The organism is Pseudorhodobacter sp. (assembly GCF_034675685.1).
Classification (GTDB): Bacteria; Pseudomonadota; Alphaproteobacteria; order Rhodobacterales; family Rhodobacteraceae; genus Pseudorhodobacter.
The window spans coordinates 441,052-460,744 of record NZ_JAUCDA010000016.1 but is presented as its reverse complement, the minus strand read 5'-3'; the positions used below and the strand labels follow the sequence as shown (position 1 = coordinate 460,744).

The 19,693-nt window shown below is 57.5% G+C and carries 16 protein-coding genes and 1 pseudogene; 2 read left to right on the top strand and 15 right to left on the bottom strand.

The genetic code is table 11. The features are described 5' to 3' along the window. Window positions 1–16 precede the first annotated feature (16 nt). The 7 genes from lnt to miaB all read right to left on the bottom strand — a co-directional run bounded on the left by lnt (window position 17) and on the right by miaB (window position 6,714). Window positions 17–1,621: an apolipoprotein N-acyltransferase gene (gene lnt, locus VDP61_RS13650; RefSeq protein WP_323007407.1), complete on the bottom strand. Its 1,605-nt coding sequence runs from the start codon at window positions 1,619–1,621 to the stop codon at window positions 17–19. Further along, entirely contained in the window at window positions 1,618–2,568 is a 951-nt protein-coding gene (locus VDP61_RS13645; protein WP_323007406.1) for a transporter associated domain-containing protein, read from the bottom strand. The genes lnt and VDP61_RS13645 overlap by 4 nt, the downstream gene beginning before the upstream one ends. A gap of 37 nt (window positions 2,569–2,605) precedes the next feature. Continuing rightward, on the bottom strand, window positions 2,606–3,112 hold the full coding sequence (ybeY, locus tag VDP61_RS13640; protein WP_323007405.1) for an rRNA maturation RNase YbeY: 507 nt from the start codon (window positions 3,110–3,112) through the stop codon (window positions 2,606–2,608). Beyond that, a complete protein-coding gene (locus tag VDP61_RS13635) occupies window positions 3,096–4,115 on the bottom strand; it encodes a PhoH family protein (protein WP_323007404.1) in 1,020 nt (339 codons plus the stop codon). Before VDP61_RS13635 ends, ybeY begins: the two co-directional genes overlap by 17 nt. A 169-nt stretch (window positions 4,116–4,284) precedes the next feature. Then, window positions 4,285–4,659: a hypothetical protein gene (locus VDP61_RS13630; protein ID WP_323007403.1), complete on the bottom strand. Its 375-nt coding sequence runs from the start codon at window positions 4,657–4,659 to the stop codon at window positions 4,285–4,287. A gap of 5 nt (window positions 4,660–4,664) precedes the next feature. Further along, window positions 4,665–5,231, bottom strand: a complete 567-nt coding sequence (locus VDP61_RS13625; protein ID WP_323007402.1) for an OmpA family protein — start codon at window positions 5,229–5,231, stop codon at window positions 4,665–4,667. A 169-nt stretch (window positions 5,232–5,400) separates the two neighbouring features. Continuing rightward, window positions 5,401–6,714, bottom strand: coding sequence for a tRNA (N6-isopentenyl adenosine(37)-C2)-methylthiotransferase MiaB (gene miaB, locus VDP61_RS13620; RefSeq protein WP_323007401.1), 1,314 nt, complete (start codon window positions 6,712–6,714; stop codon window positions 5,401–5,403). Between the two features lie 179 nt (window positions 6,715–6,893). Between miaB and VDP61_RS13615 the strand changes: the two genes are divergently transcribed. After that, window positions 6,894–7,763 (top strand): hypothetical protein, encoded by an 870-nt coding sequence (locus VDP61_RS13615; RefSeq protein WP_323007400.1) that lies wholly within the window; start codon window positions 6,894–6,896, stop codon window positions 7,761–7,763. A 643-nt stretch (window positions 7,764–8,406) separates the two neighbouring features. On the opposite strand, the gene VDP61_RS13610 is transcribed toward VDP61_RS13615, so the two are convergent. The 4 genes and pseudogenes from VDP61_RS13610 to VDP61_RS13595 all read right to left on the bottom strand — a co-directional run. After that, a complete protein-coding gene (locus VDP61_RS13610; protein ID WP_323007399.1) occupies window positions 8,407–9,543 on the bottom strand; it encodes a putative 2-aminoethylphosphonate ABC transporter ATP-binding protein in 1,137 nt (378 codons plus the stop codon). Further along, complete coding sequence (locus VDP61_RS13605) at window positions 9,527–10,348, bottom strand: inositol monophosphatase family protein (RefSeq protein WP_323007398.1); 822 nt, start codon at window positions 10,346–10,348, stop codon at window positions 9,527–9,529. The genes VDP61_RS13610 and VDP61_RS13605 overlap by 17 nt, the downstream gene beginning before the upstream one ends. A 52-nt stretch (window positions 10,349–10,400) precedes the next feature. After that, window positions 10,401–12,116 (bottom strand): putative 2-aminoethylphosphonate ABC transporter permease subunit, encoded by a 1,716-nt coding sequence (locus VDP61_RS13600; RefSeq protein WP_323007397.1) that lies wholly within the window; start codon window positions 12,114–12,116, stop codon window positions 10,401–10,403. Between the two features lie 91 nt (window positions 12,117–12,207). Further along, a pseudogene (locus VDP61_RS13595) lies at window positions 12,208–12,948 on the bottom strand (extracellular solute-binding protein); the annotation flags it as partial. Window positions 12,949–13,379: 431 nt separating this feature from the next. Between VDP61_RS13595 and VDP61_RS13590 the strand changes: the two are divergent. Then, window positions 13,380–14,336 (top strand): LysR family transcriptional regulator, encoded by a 957-nt coding sequence (locus VDP61_RS13590; RefSeq protein WP_323007396.1) that lies wholly within the window; start codon window positions 13,380–13,382, stop codon window positions 14,334–14,336. 156 nt (window positions 14,337–14,492) lie between these two features. On the opposite strand, the gene VDP61_RS13585 is transcribed toward VDP61_RS13590, so the two are convergent. The 4 genes from VDP61_RS13585 to VDP61_RS13570 form a co-directional block, all read right to left on the bottom strand. Then, the gene (locus VDP61_RS13585; protein WP_323007395.1) at window positions 14,493–15,467 is read right to left on the bottom strand and encodes a quinone oxidoreductase; all 975 of its coding nucleotides are present in this window, start codon (window positions 15,465–15,467) and stop codon (window positions 14,493–14,495) included. Window positions 15,468–15,471: 4 nt separating this feature from the next. Further along, the gene (locus tag VDP61_RS13580; RefSeq protein ID WP_323007394.1) at window positions 15,472–15,882 is read right to left on the bottom strand and encodes a carboxymuconolactone decarboxylase family protein; all 411 of its coding nucleotides are present in this window, start codon (window positions 15,880–15,882) and stop codon (window positions 15,472–15,474) included. 204 nt (window positions 15,883–16,086) lie between these two features. Further along, window positions 16,087–16,902, bottom strand: a complete 816-nt coding sequence (locus tag VDP61_RS13575; RefSeq protein ID WP_323007393.1) for a cyclase family protein — start codon at window positions 16,900–16,902, stop codon at window positions 16,087–16,089. Window positions 16,903–17,106: 204 nt separating this feature from the next. Continuing rightward, a complete protein-coding gene (locus VDP61_RS13570; protein WP_323007392.1) occupies window positions 17,107–19,620 on the bottom strand; it encodes a cation:proton antiporter in 2,514 nt (837 codons plus the stop codon). Between the last annotated feature and the right edge of the window lie 73 nt (window positions 19,621–19,693).

Genomic DNA, 19,693 nt, shown 5'->3' with positions numbered 1-19,693 from the left:
CCGCACTGGGCCCATGTCAAGCCTTGCCCCGGCGGCGCTGAATGAGCAGCGCAAGGCCGAGACCAAGCAGCAACACCAGAATTGGCGCATCGCCGAACCGCGCATAAGCTGTAGGCGGCAAAGCAGGGGGCAAGGGCGCATCAAGAAAATCTGCGACCCCAAGCGGGATATAGGCGGCCACGCGCCCCCGCGCATCAATCACCGCCGAAATGCCGGTATTGGCGGCGCGCAACAGCGGCAGGCCTTGCTCGATCGCGCGCAGCCGGGCCTGGGCAAGATGCTGCCACGGGCCAGTCAACTTGCCGAACCATGCGTCATTGGTGATTTGCAAAATCCAATCCGCGCGGCTGGGGGCCGCCCGAAGGTCTTGCGGGAACACCGCCTCATAGCAAATAAGCGGCAAGGCTCGGCCCAAACGAGCCCCGAAATCAAGCACCGCCGGCCCCGGCCCCGCAGAATAGCCCGCACCAAGCTGCGACGCAAAGGCCGAAAGGCCAAACAGGTCAAACGCAAGATCCCCGAAGGGGATATATTCACCAAAGGGAACAAGGTGGTGTTTGTCGTAAAGCTGCGAAATGCCGCCATCCGACTTGACGACGGCAAGGCTGTTATAGCCGCGATTGCCCTCGACCCGCTGAATCCCAACTGCGACCTGTGCCCCCTGCCCTGCCCGCGCAATGGCCTGCACCATTGCCTCGTTATCGTTCAAAAGATACGGCACAGAGGTTTCGGGCCAGACCACCAGATCGGGGCGGGTTTCGGCAGGTGTGGATGACAGCAGCGTCAGACGATCGAAAAAGACGCGCGCACGGTCGCGGTCCCATTTCAGGTGTTGTTCGGCATTGGGTTGCACCAGCCTGACAATCGCCGGATTTTCCGGGTAAGCCGGGCTGCGCAGACCATCGCCATACACATAAAACCCGGCAAGAATAACAATCGAAGCCCCCGACAAGCGCCAGCCAAACGCGGCAGGCAAGGCGGCCAAAAGCAGCGTCAGCGCGGTCAATCCGCCCGCCCCCACAAAGGCTGCTGCCTGCGCAATCGGCGTATCAATCCAGATATGGCCAAGCATGGCCCAGGGAAAACCGGTGAACACATAGCCCCGCGCCATTTCGGCCAGGGTCAGAAACAGGGCTGACCACAGCACCCGCTGCACATGGCCTTGCCCGATGCGATGCGCAGCCCAGGCAGCCACGGCCCAAAACAGGCCCAACCCAAAGGGCAGCAACAGCAGCACAAAAGGGATCATCCAGGCATAGGTTTCCGGTTCCACCAGAAACGGTTCAACGATCCACGAAAGGGACAGGGCAAAGTATCCGCCACCAAGAAACAGGCCAAGCCAGCCCGCCGCCCCGGCCGAGGGCGCACGCGCCAGCAACACCAGCGCCGCAAACAGCCCCGGCAGCGCCAAACGCCATTCATCCAAAGGTGCCTGCCCCGAGGCAACAACAGCCCCCAGCCCGAACGCCGCACCGGCAAGCGCCCAACCGGGCCAAGCGCCGCGTAGTACCGTTCGGGAAATGCTTGTGCCGTCTGCCCCATGATGCGCCTTGCGCCTGCGCGGATTCCGCGTGTTCGGGTGTACCAGGCTTTTCCACAAACGCATTGGGCTACGGATCATGCTTGCGCTATTTTGGTATCCGCGCTGACTGCACTTACAGCGGCCCGGCGCGCTACGGCCGCAGGCAAGCGAACCCTAAGCCGCTTCAGTCGGCGTGGGTCGGCATCGACCACCTCAAACTCGGCCCCGCTTTCATGCGGTACGATTTCGCCGCGTGCCGGAATCCGACCCAGCCGCAAAAAGACAAGGCCACCAAGCGTGTCGATATCGTCGTCATCCTCACCATTGCGCAAGGAAAGCCCGAGCGCTTGCTCCAACTCGTCCAGCGGGGCATTGGCCTGGGCCAGAAAAACGCCTTGCGGCTCTTCTTTCCAGGGCAGACCTTCATCCTCGTCATGCTCATCCTCAATCTCGCCGATCACGGTTTCGATAAGGTCTTCGATGGTAACAAGCCCATCGACGCCGCCATATTCATCAATGACAAGCGCCATATGCACCCGTTCCTTTTGCATCTTTTGCAGCAATACGCCAACCGGCATCGAGGGCGGCGCGTAAAGCATCGGGCGCAACAGTTTGCGCAAGGAAAAGCGACCAGACGCACCGGCAAAGCCATATTGCAGCGCAAGGTCTTTCAGCAAGACAAGCCCAAGCGGATGATCAAGCGTGCCTTTATACACCGGCATACGGCTGAAACCCTGTTCGCGAAACACTTCAACAAGCTCTTCCTTGCCGATAGTTATCGGCACAGCCGTAATTTCAACCTTGGGAACCGCAACATCATCGACCCGCATTTTGCGCAGATTGGCCATGCCATGCGTGGCGGGGCCACTCGGCGGGCGCACCGGGCCCTGAACAGGCTGCGCGTCGCTGTCGGAATCTGTGTCAGACGGGCTGAATGCGTCAATGATGCGACCGAAGAAACCACGTTGCGCAGGTTCATCACTGTCCTGATCCGAGGGGCCTTGTGCCTCTAGCTTGGCAACTGACCCGTTATGCGTACTACCCATCTGTCCTTTTCCAAAAAATGCCCGCACCGGGGCGTATCTACCTATATGGGTCGGTAACCCCCAAGGTTTCAAGTATGCGCGCCTCGGTGGTTTCCATCAATGTGGCATCTGTGTCGTCAATATGATCATAGCCAAGAAGATGTAACAGGCCGTGAATGACCAAATGGGTCACATGTTCGGCCATGGGTTTGCCTGCGGCTTCGGCTTCGGCCGCACAGGTTTCCCAGGCGATGGCAATATCACCAAGGCTTTCAGGGTCATCTGACGGGCCGGGTGTGGGCGCCTCTGGCACCCCCCCCGCGAGATCTGCGCCGCGCTCATCCGATGGCCAGGACAGAACATTCGTCGGCACCGGCTTGCCACGGAAATCGGCATTCAGGGTGGCAATACGGGCATCATTGCACCCCATCAGGCATAGGGTAAAGCCCTGAGCAGGCAGCCCCAGATGCGCCAGACCCGCGGCGCAGGCACGGCTGGCCAAGGCGGCCAGGCCAACCCCCTCCCATCGCGGGTCTTCGATTATTGTGTCAACCAGTGGCTCCATCCTGCGCCTCATACGCCTCAATAATCCGCGCGACAAGCGGGTGTCGTACAACATCTTTGGACGTGAAGTAATTGAAGCTGACCCCCCGGACCCCTTTGAGAATACGCTCGGCATCGGCCAAACCGCTGGCCGTGCCGCGCGGAAGGTCAACTTGCGTGCGGTCGCCGGTGATCACCATGCGCGACCCTTCGCCCAAACGGGTCAGAAACATTTTCATCTGCATGGACGTGGCGTTTTGCGCCTCATCCAGTACCACAAACGCATTGGAAAGCGTGCGCCCGCGCATGAATGCCAGCGGGGCAATTTCTATCCGCTTGTCTTCCATCAGCTTGGCAAGCTGCTTTTGCGGCAGGAAATCATTCAGCGCATCATAAAGCGGCTGCATGTAGGGGTCGATTTTTTCCTTCATGTCGCCGGGCAGAAAGCCAAGCCGCTCACCCGCCTCAACCGCGGGGCGTGACAGGATGATTTTATCTACCGCCCCCGCCAGCAACATCGTCACACCGACAGCCACGGCCAGATAGGTTTTGCCCGTCCCAGCGGGGCCAATGCCAAAGCCAAGATCATGGTCGAACAAATTGCCGACATAGGCCTTTTGCGCCTCGGTCCGGGGCTGGACAGGCTTTTTGCGGGTGCGCAGTTCATAGCGCTCGCCCGAGAACAGCTCGATCTGTTCTACGGCCGGAAGTTCGCGCTCGGGGATCGGGCGGCCCAGGCGAATCGCACCATCAATATCGCCGGCTTCCAGCCCTTTGCCCGCCTCCAGCCGCGCATACAGGGCGGCCAGAACAGAGGCAGCATATTCACGCGCGGCAGCCCCCCCGATAACAGCAAGGCGGTTGCCTCTGCGCAGGATATTGACGCCAGTCTGATGCTCGATCTGTGCCAAATTTCGATCAAACTCGCCACAAAGATCAATCAGCAAGCGGTTATCTGGAAATTCCAACAAGGTTTCAACCGTGTCTTGCGGTGTGGTCGGGGGGGTCAGCGCGCTGATGCCCAAGGAGAACTCCTTCGTCAAACGATGATTACAGGTGGGAAATGGGATAGGAGGGCGCAGATGACAAGGGGCCTTTCATAACCAACCGAAAACACAGGGTTTTCGGCAGGCCATGCGCAACGCAAAAGGCCGCAGCATATGCTGCGGCCTTTTATTCTGGCCCATCCCGCCATCAGCGGCGTACAACCACGGTTCTGCGGCCGGGGCCGGGCACATAATCATTGATGCCTTCAGTGTTCGACTGATAGTCACGGATCACTGTGCCTGGCGGGTAGAGATTGTTACAGATCGGCAAACCAGAGACTGGATCGAAGCGCGGCGAGGCATAGCCTTCAACGCCATCGTCGATAACCCAATTCTGGCAGCCATCTGGATCATAGGCAATCGCAGCGCGGCCATTGTTCAGAACGCCGGTATCGCGCCCCTTGTCAATGCCGGTCGCAATCACCGTGTTCGGATTGCCATCATAGGGCGAAAGCCCGTCCGTGCAGGCCGCCAAGGCGGCAATCGCCGACAGACCAAGGAAAGAAATCAAAGCTCTGTTCATATCGGTTACCACCTGTAGCAAATAACTTCGACACGGCGGTTCTGTTGCATACCTGCAGCAGAGGAGTTCGACGCGATCGGACGTGTTTCGCCAAAGCCAATCTGCCGTTCAACCATAGCACCGACCGAGCGGGCAACAGCGCCAACCGATGCAGCACGCCGTTCAGACAAGCTTTGGTTATAGGACTGTGAGGCACGGCTGTCGGTATGGCCATAGATAGCATAGCCAAACGCGTCGGTGCTTTGAAAGAAATTCTGCAACCTTGCGCGGCCACTGGCAGTCAAATTCGCGCTGTCGGTTTGGAATAACGTATCTGTATTTTCCACCAGACAGGTGTTCTTTTTCAGGCAAACCGGCTTGCCGGTTTTTGGGTTTCGGCGCGGCACCATATAGCCTTCAAGGCCACCATCGGCCCACCAGTGCATACAGCCGTCATCATCGACCCACACGCCCCACTCAATTTGCCCGGTAACTTTGGGCTGCGCCATCACAGCGACGGGCCCAGCAAGGCCAAACGCAAGCGCTGCCCCCCCGATCACCATTTTCATCAATGCATTAAACTGTCGTTTCACAGCAATAACCCCCCCGGGCTTTCCGCAGACCTGAGTATCTTTTCAAGATTTGCAGCCCGAGCACCTGATTGTAAAGCAAAAACTGGCAGCCGCCCCAAACTCTGCAGCAATAGTTGCGCGATGCGCGCCAATTCCTGCATATCCGGCCTTTCGCTGCGATTTTGGAAACCTAGCCCCCCTGCAAAGGGACGCCCGCCAAAGAGTTGGACTTCGACTCTGTCACGCGCACGCGCACCAATTGCCCCACCTTGCCGGCCGGGTCGGTTACATGAACCGCATGAAGATGTTGCGACTTTCCCACCATCTGCCCGTCAAGCCGCCCGGTTTTCTCATACAAGACGTCCACTTCGCGCCCCACCATCGCATCCTGGCCAGCACGTTGCTGTTGTGTCAGCAACGCCTGCAATTCTTGCAATCGCGCATCAGCCACCACCGTTTCCACATCGGGCTTTTCCGCCGCCGGGGTGCCGGGGCGGGCCGAGTATTTGAAGGAATAGGCCATGCCATAGCCCACCTTGCGCACCAGACTTAGCGTCGCCTCAAAATCCGCGTCGGTTTCACCCGGAAAGCCGACAATGAAATCCGAGGTCAACAAGATATCGGGCCGCGCCGTGCGCACCCGGTCCAACACCCGCAGATAGTCATCCGCAGTATGTTTGCGATTCATCGCCTTCAATATCCGATCAGACCCCGATTGCACCGGCAAATGCAGATAGGGCATCAGTTCGGGGCAATCGCCATGTGCGGCAATCAGGTCATCCTCCATATCATTGGGGTGGCTGGTCATGTAACGCAGCCGCCTGATTCCCTCGACCTCTGCCAGTTCCCGGATCAGCCGGGCAAGGCCGTAGCCCCCCGATTGATAAGCATTCACGTTTTGCCCCAGCAGCGTCAACTCTTGCACGCCGCGCGATACCAGATTGCGTGCCTCGGCCAGCAGGCGTTCGGGCGGGCGGCTGACCTCGGAACCGCGGGTATAGGGCACTACGCAAAAGGCACAAAACTTGTCGCAGCCTTCCTGCACCGTCAAAAACGCCGCGGGGCCCCGCATGGCTTTGCGTTCGGGCAAGTGGTCAAACTTGTCCTCGGGCGGAAATTCAGTGTCAATTGCACGCTCGCCCTGCTGGATCCTGGCCTCCATCTCGGGCAGGCGATGATAGCTTTGCGGACCGACAACAAGATCAACCAGCGGCATCCGGCGCATGATCTCGGCGCCTTCGGCCTGTGCCACACAGCCCGCCACCGCGATTTTCAGGTTTGGGTTTGCTTCCTTGGCCGGGCGTAACCGCCCCAGATCCGAGAACAGCTTTTCCGATGCTTTCTCGCGGATATGGCAGGTGTTGATCATCACCATATCGGCACCTTCTGCGGTGTCGGTTTGCACATACCCGGTCGCGCCCAGGCTTTCGGCCATCCGTTCACTGTCATAAACATTCATCTGGCAGCCATAGGTTTTGATGAACAGTTTCTTTGGCTCGGTCATGGCGGCCCCCTTTGCGATCAAGCCCGGTCTTTACACCCGCCCGCCCGAACCCGCAACGCCCTACCCTCGCGCCAGCACTGTGTCGCCGATGCCAGCGGGTCTTGTGTTTTCGCGCTGCACCCCTGTAACCTTCGATACGAAAACCTGGCCCCTGAACCGGGCCGCGCACCGGGAACAGCATGCAATACAAAAGTGTGACGGCGTTTTTAGACAAAGAGCGGGACAGCCTTGGCAAAGGCCCCATTGCCATCATCATGGCAGAAGACCATGTAGAAGTGGAAAGCACACTGTTGCACCACCTCGCTATCGGTTTTCGCAAGGTCTTGCTGCTGAGCAATCGTGAAATCGCATTGTCGGCCTCGGTCGCAGCGCAGATCACCCGTATCGACTTTGAAACCTATCAACGCAACGCCATGCAGCGGGCTGTCAATCAGATGATAGCGGCGGCCCCCGGTGCGTGGCTGTATTATGGGTTCAACGCCGAATACCTGTTCCACCCCTTTTGCGAAAGCCGCAACATCCGGGAATTGCTGGCCTTTCACACCGAAGAGCGCCGCGATGCCCTGCTGTCTTATGTGATCGACCTTTACGCCGATGACCTGGAAAAGCACCCCAGCGCCGTCTCTTTGGAAAATGCCATGCTGGATCGGTCGGGCTATTACGCGCTTGGGCGGCCCGATGCAGCCAACCACAACCATCCGCGCGAACGGCAGTTGGATTTTTTCGGCGGCCTGCGCTGGCGGTTTGAAGAGCATGTTCCCCCCACACGCCGCAAGATTGACCGCATCGCGCTGTTTCGCGCCAAACCGGGGCTGCAATTGCGACCGGATTTTACCTTTTCGGATGAGGAGTACAACACATATGCCTGCCCATGGCATCACAACATCACCACGGCAGTGGTTTCTTTTCGCACCGCCAAGGCGCTGAAATCCAATCCCGGATCGCGCTATGATATCCATGATTTCAAATGGTACAATTCAATCAAATTCCAGTGGAACAGCCAGCAATTGATGGACCTGGGGTTGATGGAACCCGGCCAATGGTTCTGAGGGTGGTTGTCACTATCATCTGCGGGCAAACTTGCCGCAATTGCCATTCAAGACGTTCACAAACGTATTTTCGCTGCGCGTTCACGGGCTTGCAGGCTCAGACCGGTTCTTGCGCCATAGCCTGACCACGGTCAGGACGCGTCGATCACTGTCTCCTTTCGTGATCGCCAAAGACCATCATTTTCCCTTGTTTTGCCGTCGACATATTAGCGGCGTGGTATTTAGACATTTCACGGAAAACGAGACGTCAGCATGGGCTGTATTCTTGAATTCAGCGCCAACCTTCTGGCAGGCCTGCCCCTGTCCGACCTTCGTTCGACCGCCTGTGCAGCGCGCGGGAAAGCGAAAGCGAGCCGCTGGCCCCTGTGGAATACAGAGGCGCAAGAAGATCGTGCTTCGTTTTGACCGGGATTTCGGCGGGCGCTGCCAGCTTACCGCGACCGGGTTTCAGCAAGGTGCTGGCAAGCCGGGAAATCAAGATCAGCAATCCCCTGCCGGTCACAGATGGCAAAGGGGCTTGGCGCGACAACGGCTTTGTCGGGCGTTTATGGAGGACCATCACATATGAGGGCGTCTGCCTGTAGCCGGAAAAGCGGAGTTGCGGCCAGCCCCGGATTTCCGCAACAGCGGCGTTCGCGGCGCATCATGCTTTCCTTGGAAAAACATGCAGCTTGGCTGCGGGAAAGGTGATCTTGCTCACAGAATCCACCGAAAGGTCAAGGCTCGGCCATACAGGGCTGGGAATTTCAACTTCCAGCTTTTGATTGAGCGCCGGCACGTTCATCACGAGATAATAAAAGTTTCCTCGGAACGATATCGTTTCGACCCGTGCATCAAGTGTATTTGGCAGTTCCTCAGCCTGCGGTCCCACCATGATATCGGCGGGCCTGATGCAAAGACAAACCTCTGCCCCATCACCGTATGCGCCCAGATTTGGCACTGTGAACCTAATCCCCGCCCCTGCCACAACCTCATTATTGCTGACAACCGCAGGGATGAAATTCATATCGCCAAGGAAGCCAGCGACGAAGGGCGACGCAGGATTTTTGAATACGTCCTCTGGCGTGCCGATTTGCTCGACCTTGCCGTGGTTCATCACAACGATGCGGTCCGCTATGGCCAGCGCCTCGTTCTGGTCATGCGTGACCATGATTGTAGTGACGCCAATGGTGCGTTGAAGCTGCGTAAGCTCATCGCGCAGGTGAATGCGGACCTGGGCATCAAGCGCGCTTAACGGCTCGTCTAGCAAAAGCAGGCCCGGAGAAGGTGCCAAGGCCCGTGCCAAGGCCACGCGTTGCTGCTGACCGCCAGAAAGCTGTGCGGGATATTTCGTAGCTTGGTTTTCCAAGCCGACCATTTTCAACAGCTCATCAACCCGCGCCCGGCGTGCGGGCTTTGACAGGTCACTGCGCTGAAGACCGTAACCGACGTTACGTTCAACCGAGAGGTTGGGAAACAGCGCGTAAGATTGAAACACGATACCAAAGTCGCGCTGGGTCACCGGCAGATAGGAAATGTCGCGCCCGTTCTGGTGGATTGTGCCAGAGCTTTGCATGTCCAGGCCCGCAATCGCGCGTAGCAACGTGGTTTTACCGCAGCCCGAAGGCCCGAGAAAGCAAACGAATTCCCCCTGTTTTATGTCGAGATCAATATCTTTGAGTGCTACAAATGTGCCAAAGGACTTTGACAGCCCCCTGATCTGTAGCGCCTGCATTTCCCCTTCACTGTCGGCACCCTGCGGCATGGCCGTGCCTGTGCCCGTTTCAAGCATGCGCTGCATTGGCCAAGCCTTTCGTTTCAATAGTCCCAAGCAGATCAAGCGTGCCGGGCAGCATTGACCTGTCGCCAAGCGCCACGAAACGGTCGCCAGAATGCAGGGTCAACGGCGCGCCATTCCAATCGCAAATGACGCCACCCGCGCCCTCGATGACCGGAACCGCGGCAAGATAATCCACGATACCATAGCGTGCGGCAATCATGATGTCGGCATGGCCGCTGGCAACCAAGCCGTAACCTTGGGTGCCCGCGTCATAAATCGTGAAACGAGAGGATGCGGCAACCTTTGCAAAGGGTTCGGCCGCATCACCGTCCAGATATTCGGGCGAGGTCGCAAGCAAAATGGCGTGTGACGGGTCGCGACAGGGCCGCGTTCGTGCAACTTCACCATTCAGCCGCGTCGGATGGCCTTTTGCGCCCAGCCAACGCTCTTTTGTAATCGGAATATCAACCACCCCCAACACCGGCAACGTGGCTTGGGTCAGCGCAATCAGGGTTCCGAAAACCGGCCGCCCGGCGATAAAGGATCGGGTGCCGTCAATCGGGTCGATGACCCAGACAAATTCGGCAGTTGCGGCACTGGCCGGATGCTCCTCGCCGATCACGCCGTGACTGGGGTAGCGATCTGCGATCATGCCACGGATCAGGGACTCCACCTCCAGATCCGTAGAGGTTACCGGCGTGTTGTCGGGCTTCATCACAACATCCAGATTGCGGCGAAACCGGCTACGGATCAGCGCGCGACTGGCATCGGCAAGTTCTTCGGCAAAGCGCATGAATTCTTTGGGTGTGGCTGACGAAACCGTCATGATTTTTTCCTCATTTTGGGGTGGCGACAGGACGTAGCCGGTTTTTTCATTCTTATTTTTCCACACCGCGCCACGCTTGGGTGCGCCGCAGCAACCCTTGCATCAGCAGCCATTGCATGCTGACAACCGCGGCCGAAGTCGCAACGATAAGCACGCTCATCGCCGCTGCAGGCCCAAGCATGGCATTGTCATTCAGCAAGACGATACTGACCGTCGCGACCTTGGTGTTTGCCGAGTAAAGGAAGACCAAGGCGGAAATGGTCGTCATTGAGTTCATGAACAGATAGCTGGCAATGCGCAGGATTGTCGGCAGGGACACGGGCACAACCACTTGCAAAAAGGTTGTGAGGCGCGGCACTTTGAGCGAAGATCCTACCGCCTCCAACCCGGAATCAAGCTGTTTCAGGGCGGTCAGGGCCGTCAGATGCGGAACGGTGTACAGATGCACAACCGTGCTGAGAACAAGGATCGTCAGGGTGCCATAGATACCACCCAGCGGGTTTGACGGGTTGTTGAAGAAAAAGATGTAGGACAGGCCAAGCACCATGCCGGGCATCGCCAGCGGAATCATGCAGCAAAAGCTGATCAGCCCGCGCAGCCATGACGCACCCTGCATCCGCTCAAGCAGATACGCACCGAAAAAGATCAGGGCAGTGCCAAACACGGCAACAGACCCTGCAAGCCGCAAGCTGTTGCGATAGGCACCCCAGCCGCTTGGCTCATGTTCCGCGAAATTATAGCTCGCCAGTGACAGGCTGAGATTATAGGGCCACAGTTTGAAAAGCGACCCAAACACCGCCATCACAAGTATTCCCAAAATCGCCAGCGCCATCGCAGAGCAAAACACAAAGCAGGAAATGTCGCGTACACGGCTTTTGGCCGGAATGTAGATCACGGCGCGACCGTCGATGCCGCTGTTATGCCCACGTTGCAGCAGATGCCCCGCCAGAAACGCAAGCGCTGCCGGGATGAACAACAAGATGCCAACCACAGACCCCATCTGAAAGTCAAAGCTGCCAATGACCTTTTGATAAAGATCCGTCGCAAGCACGGGATAGGAACCACCGACCACAACCGGCACGCCAAAATCGGTAAAGACCTTGGTAAACGTGGCAAAGAACGCCGCCCCAAGGCCAAAGCGCATCGCGGGCAAGGTGACGGTAAAGAAGGTTCGCATCCGCCCTGCCCCCAGCGTGGTTGCTGCCTCATAGAGCCGGCTGTCGATGCTCAAAAGCGATGTAAGAATGATCAGAAGGGCGATGGGAAAGGTAAAGAATACCTCACCGATGACAATTCCGATCGGGCCATAAAGGCTGTAGCCAAACAGCGCCTCTTTGAAAAACCCCTGGTTGCCAAACAGATAGATCAGCGCAATCCCCGGAAGCAGCGATGGCGTAAGCAAGGGCACCAAGGTCATTGCGCGAAAGAACGGGCGCCCCGGCATGCGGGAATGGGTCAGCGCAAAAGCATAGACACTTGCAAGGGTCAAGGTGATCAGCGTGGCAATAACCGAAATCCGCATGCTGTTCCAGAAAACCACGGATACCCGCGGTTCACTGAAATAATTCGCGAAATTCTGGAGCCCGACGAAGTTGCCATTCGCATCTTGAAGGCCCTTGGACAGCAGGCTGTAGACGGGCAACAGAAGGCCGAAAAGCAGGAATAAGCCAAGCGCGATGAGGCAGAGCCGAAGAAAAAACTCCTCTCCACCGATATTAAAGCGGTTTTTTTGTGCGACCGGCTGAATGGTCTGGGTTGGGCTGACCATAATTCCACCTTACATTTCGGTATTTTTCAAAGTGCCGGTCTGGAAGGCCCAGACCGGCGGCTGCACAGATCAGAAATCGTCAGGTTGTGGCTTATTTCGGCTCGTCTTTGCTGCCGTAGCGCTTCTGCCACTCTGCCAGAATACGGTCACGGTTTTCGGCAACCCAGTAGAAATCCATATCCACAAGCGCGTCTTCCTCACCCGCCGGATAGTTTGGAACGGCGGTGGAAACACCCTTACGCGCCACCAGCGCATAGTATTTGTTGTGGATTTCATTGGCCGCCTGACTGGCTGCAAAATCAGCAAGCTTTTTTGCATCGTCAAGGTTCTTTGAACCGGCGACGATGGCCACACCTTCAACTTCCGAACCCACGCCTTCCTCGGGGATGATCACGGCAACCGGCGCGCCGTCATTGATCGCCTTGACCCCCGGTGCCGGGTAGGAAATGCCGATAACCGCCTCACCTGCGGCGGCCATACGGCAAGGCTTGCTGCCCGAATGAACATATTGCGAGACGTTCTGGTGCAGCGCATCCATATAGGTCCAGGCCGCATCCTCGCCCATGATTTTCATCCAGCCGACAATCGCCAACAGCCCGGTAGCAGAAGAGTTGGGGTTCGGCATGGTGATCATGTTCGCGTAGTCAGGCTTGATCAGATCGGCCCAGCTTGCGGGTGCCGCGACACCCAGCTTGGTGCCCTCGGCGGTGTTGAAACACACGGCGGATGCCCAGGCATCGGTTCCGACCCAATGCGGCGTCTCGCTTCGCCGGTCGTAAAAGCGATCCTTGATCTGGTCGAGGCCTGCGGGCGCATAGGGCGTCAGCATGCCTTTTTTCTTCCAGCATGATCAGCCCCGGCACAGAGGCCCCCAGAATCACATCGGCGCGCGGATTGGCTTGTTCGGCCAGAAGGCGCGCAATGATTGGACCATTTGAATCCAAAAGCTGGTTCACTTTGATACCCGGCTCCTGCGCCTCAAAAGCGGCAATCAGCTCGGCAAAATGTTCTTTGGCCATGGCGCTGTAGACGGTCAGCTCTGCCGCCTGTGCAGAGAACGCGCCGGAAAATGTGGCTGCTGAAAGCATCAGGGCAGCGCCCAGTCCCTTCAGTTGGGTCGGAATCTTGAACTGTCTCATTGCTAGTTTCTCCCGTTTTTGTGAACCCTCTGCCCTGAGTATTGGTAGACTCGGCTATTAAGTCAAAGACCAATATTTACACAGGCCATACACAAATGTTATGGCTTTCACGGGGGGAAACCGAATGCACAAGCCACCAAAACCCGACACCATCAGCACCCGGCAAATCGAAGCCTTCAAAGCGATTATGGAAACCGCATCTGTCACTGCTGCCGCGGCAAGCATGCATGTATCGCAACCCAGCGTCAGCCGCCTGCTGCGAAGCCTGGAAGAAAGCATTGAATTCGACTTATTCGAACGCAGGAAAGGCAGGTTGGTGCCAACCCCCGAAGCCACCCTGTTTTATGACGAGATTCAAAAGTATTTCCGCAATGTGCAAAGGCTGGCGCACACCGCAGCCGATATCCGCGCGCTTGCGCGTGGCCAGTTGCGGCTTGGCGCGTTCATCGCGCTTGCCATCACCATCACGCCTGCCGCGATCAAACGCTTCAACAGCGCACATCCGCAAATTCACATCTCCTGCACGACCGCGCAGTCACGTCAAATCGCCGATCTGATTTCCTCGCGGTTCGCAGATTTGGGTATCGTTGACCCCATCGCTGTCACCAGCGCGGTCCGTGTCGAACGCCGCTGGCAATTCCGCTGCGTTTGTATCATGCCTGAAGGGCATCGGCTGGCGTCAAGCGAAATGATCACAACCGAACAACTCTTGAACGAGAACATGATCGGGCTGGAGCAAGGATTTCTTTCGCGCTATGCACCGGGGGCCGAGCTTTATAATGCGCTTTCGGCAAGATTGCGGATTCAGGTGCATCAATCTATCGCCGCATGTGCGTTGGTGGCGCAAGGGGTCGGCATCGCGATTGTTGATCCGTTCACCGCAAAACACTGCGTCCCGAACGGGATCGTGGTGCGGCCCCTGCAAGTGCCCATCCCGTTCGAAATGTGCATAATATCATCGCCAGAAACGCCGCTTTCGGTGGCTGCACAACAGTTTTTAGGCATGTTCGAGGAAGAATTGAACAAGGTTTGCCAAGACGTAGAGTACATGACATCCTATTTCACACCCGAGCGCTCCTAAACAGTAGCCACCCAACTTGAATGATCATCACCGGCACAGCCACACTGCTGGTTTACAGCCTTTCGCCTTTGACTTGAAACACGGCCTATCACATAACGCGTTGAAATCCTTGATTTCAGGCCGCGATATGTGAGGAAGGCTTTAAGCTGAAACGCTTTAGGGCAGCAAAACGGTGGATCCGGTTGTCTGGCGCGCCTCCAAAGCCTGATGCGCTTTGGCAGCGTCTTGCAAGGGCCGCGTCATGGCCGTATCCAGCCGCAACGCGCCTGACAAAATCTTGCCGAACAGGTCCTCTGCCCGCTGCACCAACTCGGCCCGGCTTGCAATATAATCGAACAAAACCGGGCGGTTCGCGGATAAAGAGCCGTTGCTTGCCAAATCTTGCATCGAAAACCCCGACATCATCCCCGAGGACTGGCCGAAATTGACAAACATACCCCGCGGTGACAGGCACTTCAGCGAGCCGCGCCAAGTGTCATGCCCAACCGAATCGTAAACCGCCGCCACGCCCTTGCCGCCGGTAATCGACGCGACTTCGGCAACAAAATCCTGTGTCCGGTAGTTGATGACATGCGCATAGCCATGGCTGCGGGCAAGCGCACATTTCGCGTCTGTACCCGCTGTGCCCAGTGCCATTGCGCCAAGCGCGTGCAGCCATTGCCCCAATAACAGCCCTACCCCACCCGCTGCCGCATGCACCAACACCGTATCACCGGGTCGCACCACATAAGATGCCGTCACCAGATATTGCGCGGTCAGACCCTTGAGAAATGCGCCCGCAATCGCGGTATCTGTGATGCCGTCCGGCAAAGCGACCAGCCGATGTGCAGGCATCACGCGGCTTTCGCGATAAGCCCCATGAGCCATCACATAAGCCACGCGGTCACCAATGCAAAAATCTTTTACACCAGGGCCGAGCGCCTCAATTACGCCGGCTGCCTCGGCCCCCGGAACGATAGTCTCTTCCGGCCACGCATAAAGACCCGAACGGAAGTACACGTCGATGAAATTCACGCCGATTGCCGTTTGCCGCAGCAATACCTGGCCCGGACCGGGGGGCAGACAGGGCATATCCACCCATTCCATCGCCTCGGGGCCGCCGGCCTTGCGCACAAGGATACCCTTGGTCATCGGATCAACCTTCAACCAGAAAGTCGGGGTCGGTCGGCAATTGCATCGCCGTGGCCAGATGGTTGGTCTGTGCCGCCAGCGCAATAATGGCAAGCAGCTCTGCATGCTGGGGCGGGGTCATCCCCTTTTTGCGTGCGGCGGCGGTGTGGGAATGCACACAATAGCCGCAGGTGTTGGCGGTCGAGACAGCGATATAGATCATTTCCTGAACCACCGGGTCCAGCACGGTTTGCCCCGTCATCACCGATTTCAGTTGGCCCCAGACCCGCGCCAATGCTGGCGGATCATTGGCCAGCCCGCGCCAGAAATTATTTACGAAATCCGACTTGCGGGTGGCGCGAATGTCATCGAACACGGCCCTGACTTCTGGAATGGCCTCCGCCTCTGCGTCGGTCAGCAGTTTCACTGTTGCCATCGGATAACTCCTTTACCCATTCAAGATATAATACCGACTTTGCCCAGGACCGAAGGGCTGCGTCAGGTAAAAAAGCCTGCCCGTTTTCGCCCGGCGGTTATTGACCAAGCGATAGGGCAGGCGAATAAAATGCATCATGCCGATGCAGATACCAGGTTTGAACGCACTGCCGGAACTCTGCCTGCCTGCCAGGGGCGCAAAGTGTTAAACCATGGCAATGATACGGGCGGGGCCACCGGTGCCGCCACGATGCTTGGGCGCACCGATGAAGATTGTCCCGCCTGATGCAGGTAGCTGATCAAGATTTGCCAGCCCCTCAATGCCAAAGCGGCCCGAAGGTAGCCAGGAATAATGTACGGCGAAATCTGCAGAATTTCCCGGATCAAGCGACATCGTATCCACGCCGATCGAAGCTGCGCCTGCCTCGACAAGCAAATCAGTCGCCGTCTTGGAGAAACCGGGAAAGGCCATTGTTCCATCCGGCAGGTTCCGCCATGAAGGATCACCGATCCTGGCCGTCCAGCCAGAGTTCATTGCAACGCAAGCCCCCGCCGGAATCGCGCCATTCGCCGAAATCCACGCCTCGATATCGCTGGCTTCAACCATGGAATTCGGGTCTTCCGCCGCTTTTGCCGATATGTCCACGACACAAAGCGGGGCGATCAAATTCTCGACCGGAAGCGCATCTACGCTGGTAGCGCCTTCGGAAAAATGCAGCGGCGCGTCGATATGCGTTCCCGTATGTTCAAAAATGGTCAGCTTGAACAGATGATAGCCGTCAGCATCAAACTTTTTATCAACGTCATAAAGGATGCCAGGTTTGCCGTCGAACGTCGGGAAATCGCTATCATAGGCATGCGTCAAATCAATCACCCGGCCTGTAGATGCGGCCAATGCGGGCCTGGCATTGAACGCCCCCGACGCAACACCGGCGGCAGCGGTTGCTGCTGCGCCCAAAAAGAGGCCGCGTCGCGAAAGCATGCGGTCCTTCACACTTTCAATCAAACAAGCGTTGCACATTGGCTAATCCTCCCTAGATTTCACGCAACGCTATCACTTGCTTTTTGATCCTGTCAATCTGTCGGAAGGCCGGCAATTCCCTGGGCTTGGCGGGATGCGGCTTGCGTTCGCCACCGCCCACAAAAGCCGGCATCTGCGGGGGGCGATGTCTTTGGGGCCTGCCATCCCTAATCGCGTCATCCCTTACGACCCCAGCCCGCGCGGTCAATCCTGATTTTGAAGATCGGTTGACAGCTTTTCAATTGGAATACCGCGCCGGCTGGCACTTTCCTGCACTGCTTTTTGGATAGCCTTGCTGCGTTTGAGCAGGCGCAGAAACTTTGCCTCGTCAAGAACAAGCAGCGTGGAAGGGGCAATGGCGCGGACCTCGGCCCGCTGCGGGCGGCGCATGAGCAGGCTCATTTGACCAAACATTTCACCCCGCCCCAATCGCCAGGTTTGTCCCGCAACCTCAAGCTCGACCGCCCCTGACGCGACAAAGAAAACCCGACGCGGCACGGTATCGCGGCGCAAGATGCGTTCGCCGGGGTTGACATAACGGGTTACCAAGGATCGGGCGAGACGGTTCAGAACCGCGTCCTCCATTTCAGAAAACAACGGAAACTGCCGAACCAATTCAGCTTTTTGCAGGGTAAGGTCCAATAGCGGTGCCGCTTCTGCAAGATCACGGCGCATGCTGACATCACGGTTCAGGGCGCTGTGGACCTCTTCCCCGATCAAGCCGTCCTCAAGCAGGCTGTCATATTCACGTTCCTCCAGCCGCAAGGCCGTGCGCCGGATGAATCTGCGTTCCATCGCCTCGGCATAGCCCGGATATTGCAAGCGCAGCCCTTCAAGCGCCTGTTCGACAGTTTCAATGCGGCGGTCCAGCATTTCGTGCAGCAATTCCGCCACGCGGCGGCCGTGGATACGCCGGATGCGCCCGTTGATGAAGCCATGCAAGTCGCGCAAGATCAGCCGCTGCGCCAGCAAAAGACCAAAGCGCGTCGCGGTAATCTGGGCCAGAGGCAAGGAAAAGCGCAGGCGATTGTGCAGAAAAATCGCGGGCCGAAGCCAGCGGTTGAACCCAAGACTGCGGGTTGCGGCCTTTTTGTAACCGCTGCGACCGCCGAACCGCGAACCTTCGATCAGCGCATCGGCATCTGACAGCAATTGCTCTGACAACGCAGAGGAAATGGTCCTGTCACGAAATCGCGCAAGGATGGAATCGCGTTCGGCGCTGGCCAAGGCAATCAGACCCAGCGTGATCCGGTCCTTGTCGAGAACGTCGATACTCTCATCCGCGGCTTTGATTGCTACATTCAGACGGTCACCGAATCTTTTGGCCTCGGCGCGCACGGTGTCCTTGTTCAACTCATAGTTATTGGTGACTTTTGCCAAATCCTCACGGACGGTTTGCAAAGCGACGGCGATCACCTGATTGTAAAGCGCATTGTCAAGAGGTGAGAGCCTGTCCAGCCCCAGCCAGCCGATAACTGTTCGCAATGTCGTGCCTTGGACCAGCAATGTGAACAGCGTGAAGCCCGTCGCCAAAATCGCTACTTGTCGTTTGATATCAACCGGCACCAATATGCTTTCCGTCACCGCCAATGCCAGTGACAAGGTGACCGCGCCGCGCAAACCGCCCCACATGATAGCCACGCGGTAGGGCTGCTGCACCACCGGCGACAGGCCTAACCGGGTCAGCAATGGCAGCAATCCATAAAGGATGATTGCGCGGGCCACGATTGCTGCGATGACCACGACCATGATCAGGCCTATATCCTTCAGTTGGATCGTCTCCAGCATGCGGGGGATCAAAAGCGCGGCAAGAATAAAGATCAACGCGCCGGCCCAATGCGCCAACAAATCCCACACCTCGCGCAGGCTGACCCAAGTCGAAGGTGGCAGCCGGCCCGGCCCTGTAAGCTGCAATGTCATTGCGGCAACGACCACTGCGATAACACCCGAGGCGCCAACGGATTGTTCGGCCACAATATAGGCCAGATAGGGCAGCGCGATGGAAACGGAGATCACCGCCAGTTCAAACCGTCCAAAGATTGCCATGATCCAGATAGCGATCCGCGCGGCGATCCAGCCAACAAGAACGCCGCCCACCAGCAAAACGGGAAAGCGCGCCAACGCGCTTTGCACCGATGGGTCGGGCACGCCTGCCTTCACATATTCCATGAACAATGCGGCCAGCGCGATGGCAGCGGCGTCATTGAGCAGGCTTTCCCCTTCGATAATTCGCGCAAGGCGGCGCGGGGCCGAGATGGAACGGAAAATACTGACCACCGCCGAAGGGTCGGTTGTGGAAACGATAGCGCCGACAAGCAGGGCCGCTGAAAGTGACAATGTGCTGACGAAAGCCAGCGAATAGCCAACAACAAAGGTTGCAACGAACACCGCCACCACGGCCAGCACAAGAATCGGCACCCAATCATCCGCCATTCGCCGCAGGTTCAGGCCAAGCGTTACCTGAAACACCAGTGTCGGAAGGAAAACGTAAAGAAACACGTTCGAGCGGATCGGCAATGCCAGAATGGCCACGGCGACCGGATTAAGCGCATCGGTCAGATCGGTGCGCAGAAAAAAAGTTGCTGCAACCCCGACAAAAATACCAAGGCTGGCAATGATCACCGCATAAGGCAGCCGCAGATAATGCGCCAAAGGCTCCGCCGCCCCGATCAGCAGGAACAGCGATGCAATTATGGTTGTGATCAGAATTATATCCATGGGATATGACTTACCAGAATAATTCCGACAGGACAGTCCCGGCAATTCGCCTGCATGGCTATTTTGCGGGATG

Excerpts from the sequence above, each read along its gene's own strand:
- VDP61_RS13645 (WP_323007406.1), bottom strand. The coding sequence starts at position 2,568 with ATGGGTAGTACGCATAACGGGTCAGTTGCCAAGCTAGAGGCACAAGGC.
- VDP61_RS13575 (WP_323007393.1), bottom strand. The coding sequence starts at position 16,902 with ATGTGCAACGCTTGTTTGATTGAAAGTGTGAAGGACCGCATGCTTTCG.
- ybeY (WP_323007405.1), bottom strand. The coding sequence starts at position 3,112 with ATGGAGCCACTGGTTGACACAATAATCGAAGACCCGCGATGGGAGGGG.
- VDP61_RS13585 (WP_323007395.1), bottom strand. The coding sequence starts at position 15,467 with ATGACCAAGGGTATCCTTGTGCGCAAGGCCGGCGGCCCCGAGGCGATG.
- VDP61_RS13615 (WP_323007400.1), top strand. The coding sequence starts at position 6,894 with ATGCAATACAAAAGTGTGACGGCGTTTTTAGACAAAGAGCGGGACAGC.
- VDP61_RS13630 (WP_323007403.1), bottom strand. The coding sequence starts at position 4,659 with ATGAACAGAGCTTTGATTTCTTTCCTTGGTCTGTCGGCGATTGCCGCC.
- VDP61_RS13570 (WP_323007392.1), bottom strand. The coding sequence starts at position 19,620 with ATGGATATAATTCTGATCACAACCATAATTGCATCGCTGTTCCTGCTG.
- VDP61_RS13600 (WP_323007397.1), bottom strand. The coding sequence starts at position 12,116 with ATGGTCAGCCCAACCCAGACCATTCAGCCGGTCGCACAAAAAAACCGC.
- VDP61_RS13605 (WP_323007398.1), bottom strand. The coding sequence starts at position 10,348 with ATGACGGTTTCGTCAGCCACACCCAAAGAATTCATGCGCTTTGCCGAA.
- VDP61_RS13610 (WP_323007399.1), bottom strand. The coding sequence starts at position 9,543 with ATGCAGCGCATGCTTGAAACGGGCACAGGCACGGCCATGCCGCAGGGT.
- VDP61_RS13580 (WP_323007394.1), bottom strand. The coding sequence starts at position 15,882 with ATGGCAACAGTGAAACTGCTGACCGACGCAGAGGCGGAGGCCATTCCA.
- VDP61_RS13590 (WP_323007396.1), top strand. The coding sequence starts at position 13,380 with ATGCACAAGCCACCAAAACCCGACACCATCAGCACCCGGCAAATCGAA.
- lnt (WP_323007407.1), bottom strand. The coding sequence starts at position 1,621 with ATGATCCGTAGCCCAATGCGTTTGTGGAAAAGCCTGGTACACCCGAAC.
- miaB (WP_323007401.1), bottom strand. The coding sequence starts at position 6,714 with ATGACCGAGCCAAAGAAACTGTTCATCAAAACCTATGGCTGCCAGATG.